Source organism: Streptomyces sp. NPDC023838 (assembly GCF_040639555.1).
Classification (GTDB): Bacteria; Actinomycetota; Actinomycetes; order Streptomycetales; family Streptomycetaceae; genus Streptomyces.
Map to the genome: position 1 here is coordinate 13,947 of NZ_JBFAAD010000030.1, position 16,089 is coordinate 30,035.

Sequence of the window (16,089 nt, forward strand, 5' to 3'; positions counted from 1 at the left end):
CAGCCACAGAGTGTCATGCGCCGGTCCACTACCACCAGACAGGGGGGCACTCACGTGTCCACGCATCTCACCCGGAGGCTGCTCCAGCTCTACGTCGGCCTCACGCTGTACGGGGTGAGCTCCTCGCTGCTCGTGCGCAGCGGACTCGGGCTCGAACCGTGGGGCGTGCTGCACCAGGGGATCGCCGAGCGCACCGGGCTGACCATCGGCGTCGTCTCGATCATCGTGGGTGCGCTGGTCCTGCTGCTGTGGATCCCGATCCGGCAGCGCCCGGGCCTGGGCACGGTCTCCAATGTCTTCGCCATCGGCATCGCGATGGACTCCACGCTCGCCCTGGTGCCGGACGCGCACGGGCTCGCCGCCCAGATCCCCCTGCTGGCCGGCGGAATCCTGCTCAACGGCGTGGCGACCGGTCTGTACATCTCGGCGCGGTTCGGCCCCGGCCCGCGCGACGGCCTGATGACCGGGCTGCACCGGCTCACCGGCCGCTCCATCCGGCTGGTGCGCACCTCGCTGGAGGTGGCGGTCGTGGTGACCGGCTTCCTGCTGGGCGGTTCACTGGGCGTCGGCACGGTCGCGTACGCCCTCGCCATCGGCCCGCTCGCCCAGTTCTTCCTGCGCTTCTTCGCCGTCCCCGAGCCGGAGCCCACGCCCGGGGCCGCCCCGGAGCCCGTCGCGGCGGATCCCGTCGCCGCCGATCCCGTCGCCGAAGCGGCATCGGCGCAGGCGATACTGCGCGGGTGACTCGCGTACGCCACCCCTATCTGGACCACCCGACGCCGATCGCCTTCGCCCACCGGGGCGGGGCGGCCGACGGCATCGAGAACACCGCGGCCGCCTTCGGCCGGGCCGCGGCCGCCGGTTTCCGCTATTTCGAGACGGATGTCCACACCACCGTGGACGGCCGTCTCGTCGCCTTCCACGACTCCACCCTGGAACGGGTCACCGACGCCGTGGGCCGGATCGCGGATCTGCCGTGGGCCGAGGTGTCGCAGGCCCGGGTCGCGGGCCGCGAGCCGCTGCCGCTCTTCGAGGAGCTCCTGGAGGCGTTCCCCGAGGCGCGCTGGAACGTGGACCTCAAGGCCGAGTCGGCGCTCGTCCCCCTGGTGGAGCTGATCCGCCGGACCGATTCCTGGGACCGGGTGTGCGTGGGCTCGTTCTCGGAAGCCCGCGTGGCGCGGGCCGCGAGGCTGGCGGGCCCGCGCCTGGCCACCTCGTACGGCGTGCGCGGCGTCGCGGCCCTCAGGCTGCGCTCGCTCGGCGTCCCCGTGCCGCTGCGCCGGGGCGCGGTGTGCGCGCAGGTGCCCGAGATCCAGAGCGGGATCCCGGTGGTGGACCGGCGCTTCGTGGAGACCGCGCACGCCCTGGGCCTGCAGGTACACGTATGGACCATCAATGATCCCGATCGGATGACGAAACTCCTGGACCTCGGCGTGGATGGCATCATGACCGATCATCTGGAGACGCTGCGCACGGTACTGACCGACCGGGGAACCGGGTTCTGACACCCGGCGGGCGCCCAAGGGACGAACGGAAGGGCGCGGAGTTTGACCGCCGAGACCATGGGCCGGGCCGCCGCCGAGACGGCACCGGACACCGACCGCCGCCGCGAGCAACGCGGCTGGTACTTCTACGACTTCGCGTGTTCGGTCTACTCGACGACCGTCCTGACCGTGTTTCTCGGGCCCTATCTGACGGCGATCGCCAAGGACGCCGCCGACACGGACGGCTTCGTGCACCCGCTGGGCGTTCCGGTGCGAGCCGGCTCCCTCTTCGCGTACGCGGTGTCCGCCTCAGTGGTGCTCGCCGTCGTCCTCATGCCCATGGTGGGCGCCGCCGCGGACCGCACCGGCCGCAAGAAGCCCCTGCTCGCGGCGGCCGCCTACACCGGGGCCGCGGCGACGGCGGGCATGTTCTTCCTGGACGGCCACCGCTATCTGCTCGGCGCGGTGCTGCTGATCGTCGCCAATGCCGCGCTGTCGGTCTCGATGGTCCTCTACAACGCCTATCTGCCGCAGATCGCCGGCCCCGAGGAGCGCGACCGCGTCTCCTCGCGCGGCTGGGCCTTCGGCTACACGGCGGGCGCGTTCGTGCTGGTCCTGAACCTGATCCTGTACTCGGGCCACGACTCCTTCGGGCTCTCCGAGGGCGCGGCCGTGCGGATCTGTCTGGCCTCGGCAGGGGTGTGGTGGGGCGCCTTCACGCTCGTACCGCTGCGGCGGCTGCGCGACCGGGGCGCACCCGACGGGCACGCCCCGGCCGAGGGCAGGGTGGGCGCGGGCTGGCGCCAGCTCGTGGCGACCCTGCGCGACATGCGCGCGCGTCCGCTGACCCTCGCCTTCCTGCTCGCGTACCTGATCTACAACGACGGCGTGCAGACGGTGATCTCGCAGGCGTCGCTGTACGGCTCCGAGGAGCTCGGGCTCGACCAGAACACGCTGATCGTGGCCGTGCTGCTCGTGCAGGTGCTGGCGGTGGCCGGGGCGCTCGGGATGGGGCGGCTCGCGCAGACGTACGGCGCCAAGCGCACGATCCTCGGCTCGCTGGCGGTCTGGGCACTGATCCTGGGCACCGGGTACTTCCTGCCCGCCCACTCGCCCGCGCTCTTCTTCGTGCTGGCCGCGGCGATCGGCACGGTCCTGGGCGGCAGCCAGGCGCTGTCGCGGTCGCTTTTCTCACACATGGTGCCGAGCGGCAAGGAGGCCGAGTACTTCTCGGCCTACGAGATGAGCGACCGCGGGCTGAGCTGGCTGGGGCCACTGGTGTTCGGGCTCGCGTATCAGCTGACCGGGAGCTACCGGGATGCGATCATCTCTCTCGTGATCTTCTTCGCGGTGGGCTTCGTGCTGCTCGCCCGGGTGCCGGTGCGGGCCGCGGTGGCGGCCGCCGGGAACCCTGTTCCGGCGCGGATTTAGACGTTGAAGTGAAAGGCCGGTAGTGTACGCCTTTGGCCTGCCAGGCGGACCGTTACTGCGTGCTCAAGTAGTGAAGACGCTGGGTGACATCTGCTGCCAGATGTGACAAACCGGGCACTGGTGGGTACAACAAGGGGCGGCACGACGGCGACACATGACCCACAACGGGAATCTTTAACGCCGACCGGACGTTGACCGGATGACGACGACAGCGACACCTGTCCTGTGGGCGACAAGCCCGGGAGGCACGATTCATGAGTGAGCGAGCTCTTCGCGGCACGCGCCTCGTGGTGACCAGCTACGAGACCGACCGCGGCATCGATCTGGCCCCGCGCCAGGCGGTGGAGTACGCATGCGAGAACGGACATCGATTCGAGATGCCGTTCTCGGTGGAGGCGGACATCCCGCCGGAGTGGGAGTGCAAGGCGTGTGGCGCCATGGCACTCCTGGTGGATGGCGAAGGTCCTGAAGAGAAGAAGGGCAAGCCCGCGCGTACGCACTGGGACATGCTCATGGAGCGGCGCACCCGCGAGGAGCTGGAGGAGGTTCTGGCCGAGAGGCTGGAGGTCCTGCGTTCCGGCGCCATGAACATTGCCGTGCATCCGCGCGACAGCCGTAAGTCCGCCTAGGCGCGTCAGCGCTCAGGAGGATCGCAAGAGTTGAGGGCCGGTCACACCGTTTCGGTGTGACCGGCCCTCTGCTGTGTGCCGCTCCTCGGGCCGCTCTTCCGTGCGGTCTCAGGGAGTCAGCCGTGCGGTCTCAGGAGGGAGTCAGCCGTGCGGTCTCAGGGAGTCAGCGGCGGCCGGGGGCCGCCGTCCTCGCCGTACGGGGACGAGGCCCGGCCGTCGTCGCGGATGACCTCGCCCTGCACCACCTTGCCGTCCGGCTGACGCATACGGGCCTGCTGGAAGGCGTCGCCGAGACTGCCGGGCCGGGCCGCGCGCATCCGCTTCTCCAGCGAGCGCTCGACGAACCTGGTCGCGACCTTGCGCACCGGCGGGACCAGGCACAGCAGCCCCAGCACGTCCGACATCAGGCCCGGGACGATCAGGAGCAGGCCGCCCAGCATGGTCAGCGTGTTGCCCTCACTGCCGGGCTGGGGCCCGGCCCCCGGGGCGGCCGTCCCGGACTGCTGCTGCTGAAGCGTTTCCGTGAGGTTGCGGAAGGCGCGGCGGCCGGCCCGCTTGATCACATACGCGCCGAGCACGACGCCGCCGACCAGCAGGGCCAGCACGGTGAACCCGCCGGCGGCGCTCGCCACCATCATCAGCAGCCAGATCTCCACGAGGAGCCAGGCGGCGATCCCCAGCGGGACGAGGGTGCGCGCACGGGAGCGCTCGGGCGGGGCGGAAGGCTGTGTGCCGGTCGTCATGCTCCCAGTGTGCCTGGGAGCATGACAGGACGGCGTAAGGGCCGTGTCGGCTCACCGCCTGGGCGGTCAGGAGGGCTTGCGGCCCAGGAGCTTGTTGGCGCGCGAGCCAACCCCCCAGGCGGTGACCCGCCAGAGCGCCTCGACGATGATGTCGTTGCTCATCTTGGAGTCGCCGCGCTCGCGCTCGACGAAGGTGATGGGCACCTCGACGACGTGGTAGCCGGCAGCCACGGCGCGGCGGGCCAGGTCGACCTGGAAGCAGTAGCCCTGCGAGGCCACCTCGTCCAGGCCGAGGCCTTCGAGGGTCTCGCGGCGAAAGGCCCGGAAGCCGCCGGTGACGTCGCGGATGTCCACGCCGAGCAGCAGCCGGGAGTAGGTGGAGCCGCCGCGGGAGATGAACTCGCGGTGCTTGGGCCAGTTCACCACCCGGCCGCCCGGCACCCAGCGCGAGCCGAGGACCAGGTCGGCCCCCTTGAGCGCGGTGAGCAGCCGGGGCAGCTCCTCGGGCTGGTGGGAGCCGTCGGCGTCCATCTCGACCAGGACGCCGTAGCCCTCCTCGACGCCCCAGCGGAAGCCCGCGAGGTAGGCGGCGCCCAGGCCCTCCTTGCCCTTGCGGTGCAGCACGTGGACGTGCTCGTCCTCGGCGGCCAGCTCGTCGGCGATCTTGCCGGTGCCGTCGGGGCTGTTGTCGTCGGCGATCAGGACGTGGGCCTCGGGGACCGACTCCCTGACACGGGAGACGATCGGCTTGATGTTCTCCGCCTCGTTGTAGGTCGGGATGATCACCAAGGCTCTGCCGAGCGGGCCGTACCGCCTCTGACCGCCGTCGTTCACTGCTGCCCCTTATTGTCCGTACGCAGGGCACCACCATAGCGAGCGGCCGGAGCGCTGCCGTACGTCGAGGTCCCAGGGTGTCGGAATGGGGGCCCGGCGCCCTTCGGGCCGGCCTCGGGACCCGCTGGCTGCGGGTTGCCTGGAGCCGTTGTCTACTGAACGTCCGGACCCCATCCGGGTCGCACCCTCCCCCGAGCTCCCGCGGAGCAGGGGGGACCCCCCGGACGGCAGAAACCTTCTGTCGGCCGGACGTCCTGTGGTGGACCCGGCCGAACCTACCGGCCCCCCGCCGCTCCCTGTCAACAGTCGTTTGACCTGCGGCGTCGACCGAAACCAGCAGGTCAGGGCGGCAGCTCCGCAGGTGGCGCGGGCGGCCGGAGGGCAGCCTGACGGCCGTACGGAATGTCCTTACGTCACTCGTTCGGCCGGAGGAAGACCGTTTGTCCGAACACCACCGTGCGCAGGCAGACCGGCAGCGCCGCCCCCGGGCTGAGGTCCGGCAGTCCCGGCGTGCCCGAGCGCGGGTCGGTCGACCAGCGGGCCACCCGGTCGTCCGGCGCCTGCACGACGAGCTCGTCGGTCTGCCACACCGCGTAGTCGGCGGGCGCGCCCGGCACCAGGGTGCCCGCGTCGTCCCGGCCGATGGCGCGCCAGCCACCCCGGGTGTGGGCGGTGAAGGCGGCGCGGGCCGAGACCCGGTGCTCGGGGGTGCGGTGGAAGGCGGCCGCTCGGACGGTGCCCCAGGGGTCGAGCGGGGTGACCGGCGAGTCGGAGCCGAAGGCGAGCGGCACCCCGGCGCGCAGCAGGGCCGCGTACGGGTTGAGGGTGCGGGCCCGCTCGGCGCCGAGCCGCTGGGCGTACATGCCCTCCTCGCCGCCCCACAGCGCGTCGAAGGCGGGCTGGACGGAGGCGGTGAGCCCGAGCTCGGCGAAGGCGGCGATGGTCTCGGGGGTGAGCATCTCGGCGTGCTCGACGCGGTGGCGGGCGGCGCGGATCCGGGCCAGGCCCACCTTGGCGGCGGCGGCCCGGACGCCTTCGACGACCGCGGTGACGGCGGCGTCCCCGATGGCGTGGAACCCGGCCTGGAGCCCGGCCTCGGTGCAGGCGGCCACATGGGCGGCGATGTCGGCCGCGTCCAGGTGGGCGGTGCCGGTGTGGGCGGCGTCGGCGTACGGCTCGTGCAGACAGGCGGTGTGCGAGCCGAGCGCGCCGTCGACGAAGAGGTCCCCGGCCGCGCCGAGCGCGCCGAGTTCGCGGATGCGATCGGCGTCCTTGGGGCCGGTGACCTGCTCGGCCCAGTAGCCGAAGACGCGCGGGCCCGCCTCGGCGCGGGCCAGCTCCAGGAGCGAGGTGAAGTCGTCCTCGTCGGAGATCTCGGGGCCGCCGCACTCGTGGAGGGCGCCGATGCCGAGGGAGGCCGCCCGGCGCAGCGCGGCCCGCTGGGCCTCCTCGCGCTGGCGCGGGGTGATCGCCGCGTGCGCGGCGGCCCGTACCGCGTGGTGGGCGGCGGCGGTCAGCGGGGCGTCCGGGTGGTAGCCGTCGAGGCCGGTCACGCCCGGGACGCGGTCGAGGAGCGCGGTGGTCGCGACGGCCGAGTGGACGTCGATGCGCGGCAGGTAGAGGGGGCGGCCGCCGGTGGCCTCGTCGAGCTCGGCGCGGGTGGGCGGGGTCCGCTCGGGCCAGCGGGCACAGTCCCAGCCGTGACCGAGCAGCACGTCGTCACCGGGGCGGGACGCGGCGTACGCCCGTACCGCCGCCAGGGCCTCGGCGCCGCTGCGGGCGGACGACAGGTCGAGGCCGGTGAGCGCCAGGCCGGTGGCTGTGGTGTGCACATGCGCATCGGTGAACGCCGGGGTGACCAGGGCCCCTTCGAGGTCGATCACCTCGTCGACCCCGGCCGCGAAGGCGTCGGCCGCGCCCTCGGAGCCGACCCAGGCGACGTGCCCGCGCTCAACGACCATCGCCGTGGCGAACGGGTCGGCGGGGCTGTGGACCTCGCCGCCGCGCAGCAGGACGGTGCGGTGGTCGGGCTCGCCGGTGGACAGCGGGGCGACGGTTCGGGCCGGCAGGGCGGCGGCGCTCTCGGAACTCATGGGAACAGCCTAGATACGCGGCGGCCGTGCCTCGTACGGGGTCGAGAGGACGACGGTCGTCCGGGTGGAGACACCGGCCAGCGAGCGGATCCGGGTCAGCAGGTGCTCCAGCTCCAGGGGCGTGGCCACGCGCACCTTGAGGATGTAGTTCTCATCCCCCGCGACGCTGTGGCACGCCTCTATCTCCGGCACGTCGGCCAGCCGTTCGGCGATGTCGTCGGGGGCGCTCGGGTCGAAGGGCTTGACCGAGATGAACGCGGTCAGCGGCAGCCCCACCGCCTCGGGGTCCACGACGGCGACATAGCCGCGGATGACTCCTCGCTGCTCCAGACGGCGTACCCGCTGGTGCACGGCCGAGGTGGACAGGCCCGTGGCCTTGCCCAGGTCGGTGTAGCTCATCCGCCCGTCCTTGACGAGCAGATCCACGATCTGACGGTCCAGCTCCTCCATGCGGATCAACCTATTCCCCCGGGTCCCCTCCGGCACAGTCGACGGCAACCGGAAGTGGCACCTGCGGCGGGCATGTGACGAATGCCACAGGTTTGTGACGACCTGCCGTGGGCCCGCGCGGTTACGGCCGGTGCGTGGCGGGAATTGCTTGCTGTGGTCGCGGCGACGGCGCCTTGCCGGCCCACCCGAGGGGGAGAATCCCAATGCAGAACATGAAGCGCGGCGGACGTGTGTCGAATGAACGCACCGGCGAACGCACCGATCCGGAGCCCGTTGATCGCACCGTCGAGGACGAGCTCACCGACGACGAGGCGGCGGACGCCTACGACACCTTCGAGATGTACCGGGTGATCTGCCCGGACTGCGCCCAGCCGATCGCGCTCCTCGCGGACGAGACGGTGCTGCCGGAGCACGCGTTGTGCCCGAGCCCCTGGAACCCGTTCGTGCTGACGGTGTGCGCCGGAACCGGCCGCGCCGCCTCGCAGAGCAGGCCCGCGGACATCTCCAAGGACGTCCAGGAGCAGGACACCGCGCTGCTCCTGACGCTCCCCCAGGGCCTCGACTGGCGGACGCAGCCCTTCTCGCACGTCGGCGGTCCGGGCTCACGTCCGATGCGGGTACCGCACATGCGACGTGCCGCCTAGGGCCTGTCCTGACCTAGACCCCGCTCCAGTACGTTCCCCGCACCATCGCCTCCAGGCTGGCCCGGTGCAGGATCAGCGTGTCCGGGTCCTCGGGGACCCGGACCTCGCCGAAGTGCAGCTGGCGGTAGGCGATCCTGAGCATCACCACCGCGTGTCGCAGGGCGGCGTAGAGCGTGTGGAACTCCATGGCGCGCGGCCGGTGGCCGGTCAGCTCGGTGTAGCGCGCCTCGATGTGGTCCCGTCTCAGGAAGCCGGGCAGGCCCGGCTGGCCGAAACTCACCGTCAGGTCCTGGAAGAAGCGGTGCAGATAGACGGTCCAGCCCAGGTCGAGTTCGCGCGGGCCGAGCGCCGCCATCTCCCAGTCGAGGACGGCGGCGGGCTCGAACCCGTCGTAGACGATGTTGCCGATGCGCGCGTCGCCCCAGCAGAGCACCGCCGGGCCTTCGTCGGCGGGCCAGTGCGCGTCGAGCCAGTCGAAGGCGGACTCGATGAGCGGGGAGCGCGCCAGACCGTCGACCACCCATGCGTAGTAGGCCCGTTGGGCCTCCACATGGCGCCGCAGCGGTGAGCCCTCGCCCTCCGGGAGCAGGAACGCGGCCTCCTCGGCCGGGAACTGGTCGTGCAGCCTGGCGAGCACCGCGACCGTGGCTTCCTCGAGCCGCGCCCGCTCGGCGTCGCTCGCGGAGTGCAGCCAGTTCCCCTCGTACGTATAGGGCATGACGTCGGGCGGTACGCGCCCCTCGGCGCGCTCCATCACGAAGAACGGGGCGCCCAGCGCGGTGGGGTCCTCTTCCAGCCACAGCACCCGGGGCACCGGGACGTCGGTGTGCTCGGCGACCAGGCGCATCACGCGGTGCTGGCGGGCCATGTCGTAGACGGGGAAGACGGTGTACGCGGCCGGGTCGGCGGCGAGCCTGAGGGCGCAGGCACGCACGGGCGCGTCCGGGTGGTCGAGGCCGAAGAGCAGGGTCTCGCTCGACATGCCGTTGGAGGACGGGACCTCGACGCCGGTGACGCGGGCGCCGGGCAGCCGTGCGTCGAGCCAGCCGGTGAGCCTGCGGCCGAGCTCCTGGGGGTCGCGCGTGGTGGTGCGGGGGCGTGGCGCCGTGGCCATGGGCGGTTCCCTTCCGGAGACGGTGTCAGGGCGCGACGGAGGTGTACGTGGCGAAGCCGCTGGGGTCGTGGCGGCCGAAGCTGCCGTGCTCGAAGATCCCGTACCCGGTCCGCCCGTCGAGCGTGAAGCGGGCGGCGTGGTCGGTGACGCCGTAGGCGGCCATCGGGTGGGCGGCTGGGTCGGAGAGGTCGTAGACGCGGCGGTCGCTCCAGCCGCGCCCCTGCCAGGTGCCGTGCTGCCAGTCGTCGGCGGGCGGATATCCGGCGCCGACGGCCAGCGGCGAGGAGGTGAGCACCTCGACGCCGAGTTCGAGGGGCTTGCGGGCGGCGTCGGTGAGGTGCACGACCGCGCGTTCGGGGTGGCGGGTGCCGGGCCGGTAGGTGATGTCGGCCTGGGGCCAGCCGAGTTGGGCGTCGGGGTGGCCCTCGCGGACGAGGACGGCCTCGTTGAGGGTGCGGTAGCCGTCGGCGTCCTCCTGGGCGATCACCATCAGGAAGCGGTCGTCGAAGCGGACCGGCACCCAGAGCCAGTGGAACCCCTCGGGCCGCGTCTCCTCGGCGCGCCCGTCGCTCTCGCCGGGGATCGGGCGCACCCCCCAGCTGCGGTCCCGGGTGCCGGTCCACTCCCCCGCCGTCACCGGTATCTCCTCGCCGGCGACCCGGATCGAACCGGTGCAGCGGCCCGCCTGGACGAAGCGGCGGCCTTCGAGGGTGAGGCGGTCGCCACGGCGCTGGACGTGGTGCGGCTCCCAGACGGCCGGGAAGTCCGCCTGCCAGGTGACCTCGTACGAGAGCGAGGCCGGGTCGGCGGGGTCGGGGGCGCAGTGCAGGGTGAGGCGGCGCAGCGGCTCGTCGACGGTGATGCGCAGCGGGCCGACGGAGAGGTTCATGCGGTCGTCGGTGAGCGCGTCGCTGGCGCGGACGGCGTGCAGCCGGTCGCCGAGGCGCAGGGTGGCGTAGGCGTCGATGACCCCGGTGTTGGGGTAGACGCCGAGCCCGGCGATCAGCAGCGCCCGGCCGTGGTGGTCGAAGACGTGGAAGATGCAGCGGTCGTAGGCGTTGCGGTCGCCGGTGGCGACGTGTTTCAGGGAGAGGGGGACCTGGTGGATCGGGTATTCGTCGAGTGCGATCGGACGGTCCTGGGACACGGCGAACCTCCTGGACGACAGGGAAGTTGACGGTACGTCAGAAACCGTGAAAAACAAGCCCCCGTGAAACGGGGGACGCGGGCACAGCCGGGCCGGGGCGCGCGGAGGTGACCCGCGCGCCCCGGCCCGTACGACCCCTGCGAGAGGTCAGCGGCTCTCCGGACCCGCCAGGTGGCGGGCGACGACCATCCGCTGGATCTGGTTGGTGCCCTCGACGATCTGAAGGACCTTGGCCTCGCGCATCAGGCGCTCGACCGGGAAGTCGGCGGTGTAGCCGTAACCGCCGAGCACCTGGACCGCGTCGGTGGTGACCTTCATCGCCGCGTCCGTGCAGAACAGCTTCGCCATCGCGGCCTCCTTGGAGAAGGGCCGGCCGGCGTCCCGCAGCCGCGCGGCCGACAGGTACAGCGCCCGGCCCGCCTCGATCTGGGTGGCCATGTCCGCCAGCATGAACCGCAGGCCCTGGAAGTCGGCGATGGGCCGGCCGAACTGCTGCCGCCCGGTCGCGTACGCCACCGCCTCGTCCAGGGCGGCCTGGGCGACGCCGATGGCGCAGGCGGCGATGCCGAGCCGGCCGGAGTCCAGGGCGGAGAGCGCGATCGCGAAGCCCTGCCCCTCCTCGCCGATGCGACGGCTGTCGGGCACCCGGACCCCGTCGAAGTGCAGCTGGGCGGTGGGCGAGCCCTTCATGCCCATCTTCTTCTCGGGCGCGGCCGCGCTCAGCCCCTCGGCGTCGCCGGGGACCAGGAAGGCGGTGATGCCCCGGGCCCCCTCGCCGCCGGTCCGGGCGAGGACCGTGTAGAAGTCCGCGATCCCACCGTGCGTGATCCAGGCCTTGGTCCCGGTGATCACCCAGTCGTCGCCGTCCCGGACGGCCTTGGTGCGCAGGGAGGCCGCGTCGGAGCCGGAGGAGGGCTCGGAGAGGCAGTACGCGCCGAGCAGCCCGCCGCCGAGCATGGCGGGCAGATGGTCGGCCTGCTGCTGCTTGGTGCCGTAGCCCGCCATCGCGTGACAGGACAGCGAGTGGACGCTGACGCCGAGGCCGACCGTGAGGCGGCCGGCGGCGAGCTCTTCCAGGACCTGGAGGTACACCTCGTACGGCTGGTCGCCGCCGCCGAACGCGGAGTCGTACGGAAGGCCGAGCAGCCCTGACTCGGACAGCAGCGAGAAGACCTCGCGCGGAAAGCGTCCGGCGTCCTCCTGCTCGGCGGCATGAGGAGCGATCTCCCGCTGGACGATGTCGCGTACCAGCGCGACGAGGTCCCGGGACTCCTCGGTGGGCAGCTGTCGGTCCACCGGCTGCGGGGCGCGGTCGGGCATGGCGGCGCTCTCCTCCCTGTCGGGCGCTACGGCGGACGCGCGCGCAGGGTGTGGCGGCGCCGCCGGTGACTCTGCTGACAGCCGATGCCTACCCTCCCGGATCACGGAAGCTGCAGGCTGGTGGCTGTGGCGCTGTGAGTATGCCCGATCGGACGCGTCCCGTCACTGGGCCCAAGATCACGAATCGGCCATGGCGGGACCGCCGGAGCCGCCCGCTCCGAAGCTGGTCCAAACCATTGACCGACTGGTCCGGTCCTCCCGGCGTTCCCCTGACCGCTTCACCGAGTTCACGCCGGCATCCATGGGTGGGGCGGCCGGCTCGTGTGGCTCGGCCGCCCCTCTCGCGTCAGCTGTCCGGCTCGGGCGAGGGACAGGCCGGTTCGAGCTCGCCGATCGTGTCCAAGGTCTGCCGCAGCATCCGCACCAGCAGATCGCGTACGGTCGCGCGGTCCGGCTCCAGCGTTCCCAGCCACTCCAGGGCCACGCTCTCCACACAGCCCATCCAGCCGAGCAGCGCGAGCCGGGCGAGCACCGGTATGTCACGCCTGCCGTAGGCGCCCTCCGCGATGGTGGCGATCAGCTCCTCGCGGACGGCGTCGCGTATCGCCTGGACCTGGGTGTCGAAGCCGACGCCGCCGGTCACGATCGTGCGGTAGGCCGCCTGGTGGTGCTGGGCGTAGAGCAGGTAGCCCTCCATCGTGCGGTGGACGCGGTCGGCGCGCGGCAGCTCGGTGTCGCTCGCGGCCCGGGCGACCAGGTCGGCCACCGAGTCCTCGACGATGGCCAGGTAATAGCCGCGTTTGCTCTTGAAGTAGTAGTAGATGAGGCCTTTGGCGACCCCCGCGTGCTTGGCGATGTCGTCCATCGACAAGGCGTCGTACGACGTGTCGGCGAACAACTTCCGCCCCGTCGCGATGAGTTCGGAGCGACGGACCTGGGATCTCTCGGTCGCGCCTCGCTGTTGACTATTATTCAAATTCGACCCTAGTCTCCAACTGCCACAGGATCTCGGCAGTATGGCAGACCTGTACACGCACTCCCCCTGCACCTGATCGGCATGGGGCTGGGCATCGCGGGCAGCGGCATGGGGTTCACCTGGAGCCCGGCGCGCGAACCGGAGCCGGGGCTGCCACAGCGGAGCGGCACGCACACGCTGGCGGCGCGCTGCCGGTGGCCCTGCTGCTGACGCTGGGCGGACCGGCGGCCGTGGAGCGGGCCCCCGCGCCCGGCCGTGCGCCCGGCGCCGTGGAGGTGCCGCGCGTGCCGCCGACCGTCACCACCACCCCGTACGCCTGACGGGGTGGCCGCTGGGTCTCGCGGCCTTCGCGCGGCGCTCGCGGGTGTGACGCTGCTCACCCGGCGGTGGCTCTACAGCCTGGTGGGCGTGCCCGGCCGGCACTGGAAGGCCGGCCTGGAAGTCAGATCAGACCGGTCTGCGTGACCAGCATCGCCAGGACGACCACGAGGGTCCACCCGAGGAAGTGCTCAAGGATCTTGGGACCGTCGTCGGGGCCGCCGGTGCGGGCACGGAGCTCGGCCAGGGCGCGCGGGTCGTCGGCGGTGGTGGCGTGCAGGGTCATGGGAACTCACTCGGTCGTCTGGCGGTGGACGGTCCCCCCGGGTGCCATTTCAGGGTGCCAGGGGATGCGGCCCCGGAGGGGGAGACGTTGGTCACTGCGGCGGGCTCTCACACCCGCACGCCCGCCGAGGCCAGGGCCCTGCGTTGGCGCCCGTTCGGGTGCGCCGGCCAGTACAGATAGCAGACCCCGCCCGTTCCGGAGACGACCTTGCCGCCGGCGTTGTACCGCTTGGTGCGCAGCCAGATGTTCTCCCACTCGCGCCGCAGATAGACGCGGCGCACCTCCGGGTCGCTGGGCGAGGCCGGGTCGTTGGCGATCACGTCGCCGTCGGCGGTGAAGCCGATCACCGTCATGAGGTGGCCGGAGGTGCCGTACCCGGCGCCGGTCAGCTCGGTCTTGAGGAACGACTGGGAGGTGATGGCCGGGATGCCTGCCCGGATCAGCGTCTCCAGGTCGTTCAGGGACCGGAGCCGGGTCACCACCGCGCTCATGTCCCGGTAGGTGGTGGCGTAGGCGGCGTTGAAGGGCCAGTTGCCGCAGCCGCCGTACTGGTAGTCGTAGGTGTACCGGGCCGCGTGGCAGACCTGCGGGTCGGCGTAGGCGGGGTCGACCCAGGCGAGGTCGGCGGCGCTCGGCTCGCGGCCCCAGTACTCGACGATCATCTGCGAGGAGGTCGGGCTGCACCAGGCCTCGCCGCCGTTGTCGTACTGCGGGTACTGCCCCTTGTGGATCTCCTGCGAGTAGCGCGGTACGAGCAGCTCGCCCGCGTACGCCGGGGTCGAGGCGGGCACGGTGAAGCGGTCCGGGATGTCGGAGGCCATCGCGCCGAGCCGCCAGACCGTCGGGGTGAGACGGGTGCCCGGGGCGCGGTAGAGGGTCAGGCGCAGCCGGTAGGAGGCCAGGCGCAGCCCGCTCGCCGCGTGGTCGACGGCGAAGGTGTCGGTGTAGACGGTGCTCCTGCCGTCGCTCTGGCCGTCGACCGAGGTGCGCCGGATGTCGCCGTCGCCGTCGCCCGCCGTCCAGCGGCCCATCACGTACGCCGGGGTCGGCGTGCCGTCGGAGTAGGTGCCCAGGAGCTCGACCTGGAGCCAGGTCCCGGCGGGGGCGTGCGCGTTCCAGTGGGCGATGACCTCGGTGGCCGGGACCGCGGAGCGGTGCTCCGGCGAGGTCCAGGTGGCGTACTCCCAGGCGGCCGTCTTCTTGGTGTGCGGGTCGGTGTAGTCGGTGACGCCCGCCGGGCGGGCGATGGCCAGGCCGGGGCGGCGGCCCGGCAACACGGCCCGCACCCCGGCGGCGTCGCCCGAGCGCCAGTCGGAGTGCGTGGTCCAGGCGCGGTTGTCCACCAGGGAGGGGATGCCTTTCGAGGGCCGGCCGGCGGCGGACCGCGCGGCCTGCGGGGCGGGGGCGGCCGCGGCGGAGGCCGGGACGGCCGTGCCCGCCGCCGCGGCGAGTGCGGCGGCCAGGACGGTTCTGCGCGGAGTGGAGCTGGTCATGATCGGGACCCCCAGTCGGACGAGGATGGGGCGACGGGCGCGACAGTGGGCCAACTATCCCGGGTCCCGGGCGACTTCTGCCAGTGATGCGCGCCGTGCCGCGCGACCAATATGGGTCTGGACCACTGGCATGACCTGCGTCGCCACCGCTCACGGAGGCCGCCCCGCTGTCGATCTAGGGTGGGGGCATGGCAGAACTCGACCGAATCGCGGCCGCCGTGCGCGCCCTGCCCCCCTCCTGCGGCCCGGTCCGGCTGGTCGCGGTGGACGGACACGCGGGCTCCGGCAAGTCCACCTTCGCCGGGCGGCTCGCCGACGCACTCGGCGGGGCGCCGGTGGTCCGCCTGGACGACCTGGCCACGCACGAGGAGTTCTTCGCCTGGACGCCCCGGCTGCGCGCGCAGGTGATCGGGCCGCTGGCGCGCGGGGAGGCGGGGCGCGTCACACCGTACGACTGGAACCAGCGCCGGTTCGGCCCGCCGAGCGTGCTGGAGCCCGCGCCCGTGGTGCTGATCGAGGGCGTCGGGGCGGGCCGGCGCGAGGTGCGGCCGTGGCTGGCGTTGCTGCTGTGGATGGAAATGGACGCCGAGGGGTCCTGGGCGCGCGGGCGCCGACGGGACGGAGCGGCACTTTCCGGCTTCTGGGACGAGTGGACGGAGGCGGAGATGCGCCATTTCGCCGCGGATCCGTCCCGTCCGTATGCGGATGCACTGGTACGGCAGTGTCAGGAGGGATACAAGTGGCTCCCGAGGCGCCATTCCACACCCCTCGCACACCATTTGGTCACGGACAGTGAGGAGCTCCCCCCGCCGCGCTGAACCGTCGGAAAACCACCCCTCAGAGTCCCCCAACTCCGCTTGACCCGGGGGCCGTACAGGTCTTACGTTCTGAATGTGCGGCTTTCCGGAGCCGCCGCAGACGCGAAGCCCCCGGTTGTTCCCCCGTGATCGGGGGCTTCGTTCTGCCTTTCCGGCCCTCTCCGGCCCCCTCACCGTGCCTCTTCGCCGGTTTTCGCTCACCCTCGGTCACCGGCCACGTCGTGCTCCCGCTCCCCTCGCGCCACCCTTCGGTCCGGGGCCCCCTCGCGGGTACGATGCAGCTGGTGCGTTCAATTCCCGTCAATTCCG

General features: G+C 72.3%; 17 protein-coding genes. 7 read left to right on the forward strand and 10 right to left on the reverse strand.

The features are described 5' to 3' along the window. Positions 1-15: 15 nt before the first annotated feature. The 4 genes from AB0G17_RS28710 (at position 16) to AB0G17_RS28725 (ending at position 3,544) form a co-directional block, all read left to right on the forward strand. Positions 16-744 carry a hypothetical protein gene (locus tag AB0G17_RS28710; RefSeq protein ID WP_361388988.1) on the forward strand — a complete coding sequence of 243 codons (729 nt, stop codon included), beginning with the start codon at positions 16-18 and terminating at the stop codon, positions 742-744. After that, on the forward strand, positions 741-1,505 hold the full coding sequence (locus tag AB0G17_RS28715; protein ID WP_361388991.1) for a glycerophosphodiester phosphodiesterase: 765 nt from the start codon (positions 741-743) through the stop codon (positions 1,503-1,505). The genes AB0G17_RS28710 and AB0G17_RS28715 overlap by 4 nt, the downstream gene beginning before the upstream one ends. A gap of 57 nt (positions 1,506-1,562) precedes the next feature. Next, the gene (locus AB0G17_RS28720; protein ID WP_361389162.1) at positions 1,563-2,915 is read left to right on the forward strand and encodes an MFS transporter; all 1,353 of its coding nucleotides are present in this window, start codon (positions 1,563-1,565) and stop codon (positions 2,913-2,915) included. A 254-nt stretch (positions 2,916-3,169) separates the two neighbouring features. Continuing rightward, entirely contained in the window at positions 3,170-3,544 is a 375-nt protein-coding gene (locus AB0G17_RS28725; protein WP_067155573.1) for an RNA polymerase-binding protein RbpA, read from the forward strand. Between the two features lie 155 nt (positions 3,545-3,699). Here the strand turns inward: AB0G17_RS28725 and fxsA are convergent, their stop codons facing one another. From fxsA to AB0G17_RS28745, 4 genes are all read right to left on the reverse strand, one after another. Further along, a complete protein-coding gene (gene fxsA, locus AB0G17_RS28730; RefSeq protein ID WP_361388994.1) occupies positions 3,700-4,287 on the reverse strand; it encodes an FxsA family membrane protein in 588 nt (195 codons plus the stop codon). Between the two features lie 66 nt (positions 4,288-4,353). After that, the gene (locus AB0G17_RS28735; protein WP_361388997.1) at positions 4,354-5,121 is read right to left on the reverse strand and encodes a polyprenol monophosphomannose synthase; all 768 of its coding nucleotides are present in this window, start codon (positions 5,119-5,121) and stop codon (positions 4,354-4,356) included. 413 nt (positions 5,122-5,534) lie between these two features. After that, positions 5,535-7,214: an amidohydrolase gene (locus AB0G17_RS28740; RefSeq protein ID WP_361389000.1), complete on the reverse strand. Its 1,680-nt coding sequence runs from the start codon at positions 7,212-7,214 to the stop codon at positions 5,535-5,537. Positions 7,215-7,223: 9 nt separating this feature from the next. Then, positions 7,224-7,664, reverse strand: coding sequence for an Lrp/AsnC family transcriptional regulator (locus tag AB0G17_RS28745; RefSeq protein ID WP_067155585.1), 441 nt, complete (start codon positions 7,662-7,664; stop codon positions 7,224-7,226). Positions 7,665-7,867: 203 nt separating this feature from the next. On the opposite strand from AB0G17_RS28745, the gene AB0G17_RS28750 reads away from it, so the two are divergent. Beyond that, positions 7,868-8,308 (forward strand): hypothetical protein, encoded by a 441-nt coding sequence (locus tag AB0G17_RS28750; protein ID WP_361389003.1) that lies wholly within the window; start codon positions 7,868-7,870, stop codon positions 8,306-8,308. Positions 8,309-8,321: 13 nt separating this feature from the next. On the opposite strand, the gene AB0G17_RS28755 is transcribed toward AB0G17_RS28750, so the two are convergent. The 4 genes from AB0G17_RS28755 to AB0G17_RS28770 form a co-directional block, all read right to left on the reverse strand. Beyond that, positions 8,322-9,422, reverse strand: a complete 1,101-nt coding sequence (locus AB0G17_RS28755) for a phosphotransferase family protein (RefSeq protein WP_361389006.1) — start codon at positions 9,420-9,422, stop codon at positions 8,322-8,324. 25 nt (positions 9,423-9,447) lie between these two features. After that, entirely contained in the window at positions 9,448-10,569 is a 1,122-nt protein-coding gene (locus tag AB0G17_RS28760; RefSeq protein ID WP_361389009.1) for a hypothetical protein, read from the reverse strand. Positions 10,570-10,716: 147 nt separating this feature from the next. Then, complete coding sequence (locus tag AB0G17_RS28765; protein WP_361389012.1) at positions 10,717-11,889, reverse strand: acyl-CoA dehydrogenase family protein; 1,173 nt, start codon at positions 11,887-11,889, stop codon at positions 10,717-10,719. A 346-nt stretch (positions 11,890-12,235) separates the two neighbouring features. Continuing rightward, positions 12,236-12,865: a TetR/AcrR family transcriptional regulator gene (locus AB0G17_RS28770; RefSeq protein ID WP_361389015.1), complete on the reverse strand. Its 630-nt coding sequence runs from the start codon at positions 12,863-12,865 to the stop codon at positions 12,236-12,238. A gap of 194 nt (positions 12,866-13,059) precedes the next feature. Here AB0G17_RS28770 and AB0G17_RS28775 point away from each other — a divergent pair, with 194 nt between their 5' ends. Continuing rightward, on the forward strand, positions 13,060-13,185 hold the full coding sequence (locus AB0G17_RS28775) for a hypothetical protein (protein WP_361389018.1): 126 nt from the start codon (positions 13,060-13,062) through the stop codon (positions 13,183-13,185). A gap of 122 nt (positions 13,186-13,307) precedes the next feature. Here the strand turns inward: AB0G17_RS28775 and AB0G17_RS28780 are convergent, their stop codons facing one another. Continuing rightward, positions 13,308-13,469, reverse strand: coding sequence for an SCO1431 family membrane protein (locus AB0G17_RS28780; protein ID WP_361389021.1), 162 nt, complete (start codon positions 13,467-13,469; stop codon positions 13,308-13,310). A gap of 107 nt (positions 13,470-13,576) precedes the next feature. After that, positions 13,577-14,962, reverse strand: coding sequence for a peptidase C39 family protein (locus AB0G17_RS28785; protein ID WP_361389024.1), 1,386 nt, complete (start codon positions 14,960-14,962; stop codon positions 13,577-13,579). 188 nt (positions 14,963-15,150) lie between these two features. Here AB0G17_RS28785 and AB0G17_RS28790 point away from each other — a divergent pair, with 188 nt between their 5' ends. Continuing rightward, complete coding sequence (locus tag AB0G17_RS28790) at positions 15,151-15,780, forward strand: hypothetical protein (protein WP_361389027.1); 630 nt, start codon at positions 15,151-15,153, stop codon at positions 15,778-15,780. Positions 15,781-16,089: the final 309 nt, after the last annotated feature.

Coding starts and splice junctions, on each gene's coding strand:
- AB0G17_RS28710 (WP_361388988.1), top strand. CDS start 16: ATGCGCCGGTCCACTACCACCAGACAGGGGGGCACTCACGTGTCCACG.
- AB0G17_RS28720 (WP_361389162.1), top strand. CDS start 1,563: ATGGGCCGGGCCGCCGCCGAGACGGCACCGGACACCGACCGCCGCCGC.
- AB0G17_RS28725 (WP_067155573.1), top strand. CDS start 3,170: ATGAGTGAGCGAGCTCTTCGCGGCACGCGCCTCGTGGTGACCAGCTAC.
- fxsA (WP_361388994.1), bottom strand. CDS start 4,287: ATGACGACCGGCACACAGCCTTCCGCCCCGCCCGAGCGCTCCCGTGCG.
- AB0G17_RS28740 (WP_361389000.1), bottom strand. CDS start 7,214: ATGAGTTCCGAGAGCGCCGCCGCCCTGCCGGCCCGAACCGTCGCCCCG.
- AB0G17_RS28745 (WP_067155585.1), bottom strand. CDS start 7,664: ATGGAGGAGCTGGACCGTCAGATCGTGGATCTGCTCGTCAAGGACGGG.
- AB0G17_RS28750 (WP_361389003.1), top strand. CDS start 7,868: ATGCAGAACATGAAGCGCGGCGGACGTGTGTCGAATGAACGCACCGGC.
- AB0G17_RS28755 (WP_361389006.1), bottom strand. CDS start 9,422: ATGGCCACGGCGCCACGCCCCCGCACCACCACGCGCGACCCCCAGGAG.
- AB0G17_RS28765 (WP_361389012.1), bottom strand. CDS start 11,889: ATGCCCGACCGCGCCCCGCAGCCGGTGGACCGACAGCTGCCCACCGAG.
- AB0G17_RS28780 (WP_361389021.1), bottom strand. CDS start 13,469: ATGACCCTGCACGCCACCACCGCCGACGACCCGCGCGCCCTGGCCGAG.
- AB0G17_RS28785 (WP_361389024.1), bottom strand. CDS start 14,962: ATGACCAGCTCCACTCCGCGCAGAACCGTCCTGGCCGCCGCACTCGCC.
- AB0G17_RS28790 (WP_361389027.1), top strand. CDS start 15,151: ATGGCAGAACTCGACCGAATCGCGGCCGCCGTGCGCGCCCTGCCCCCC.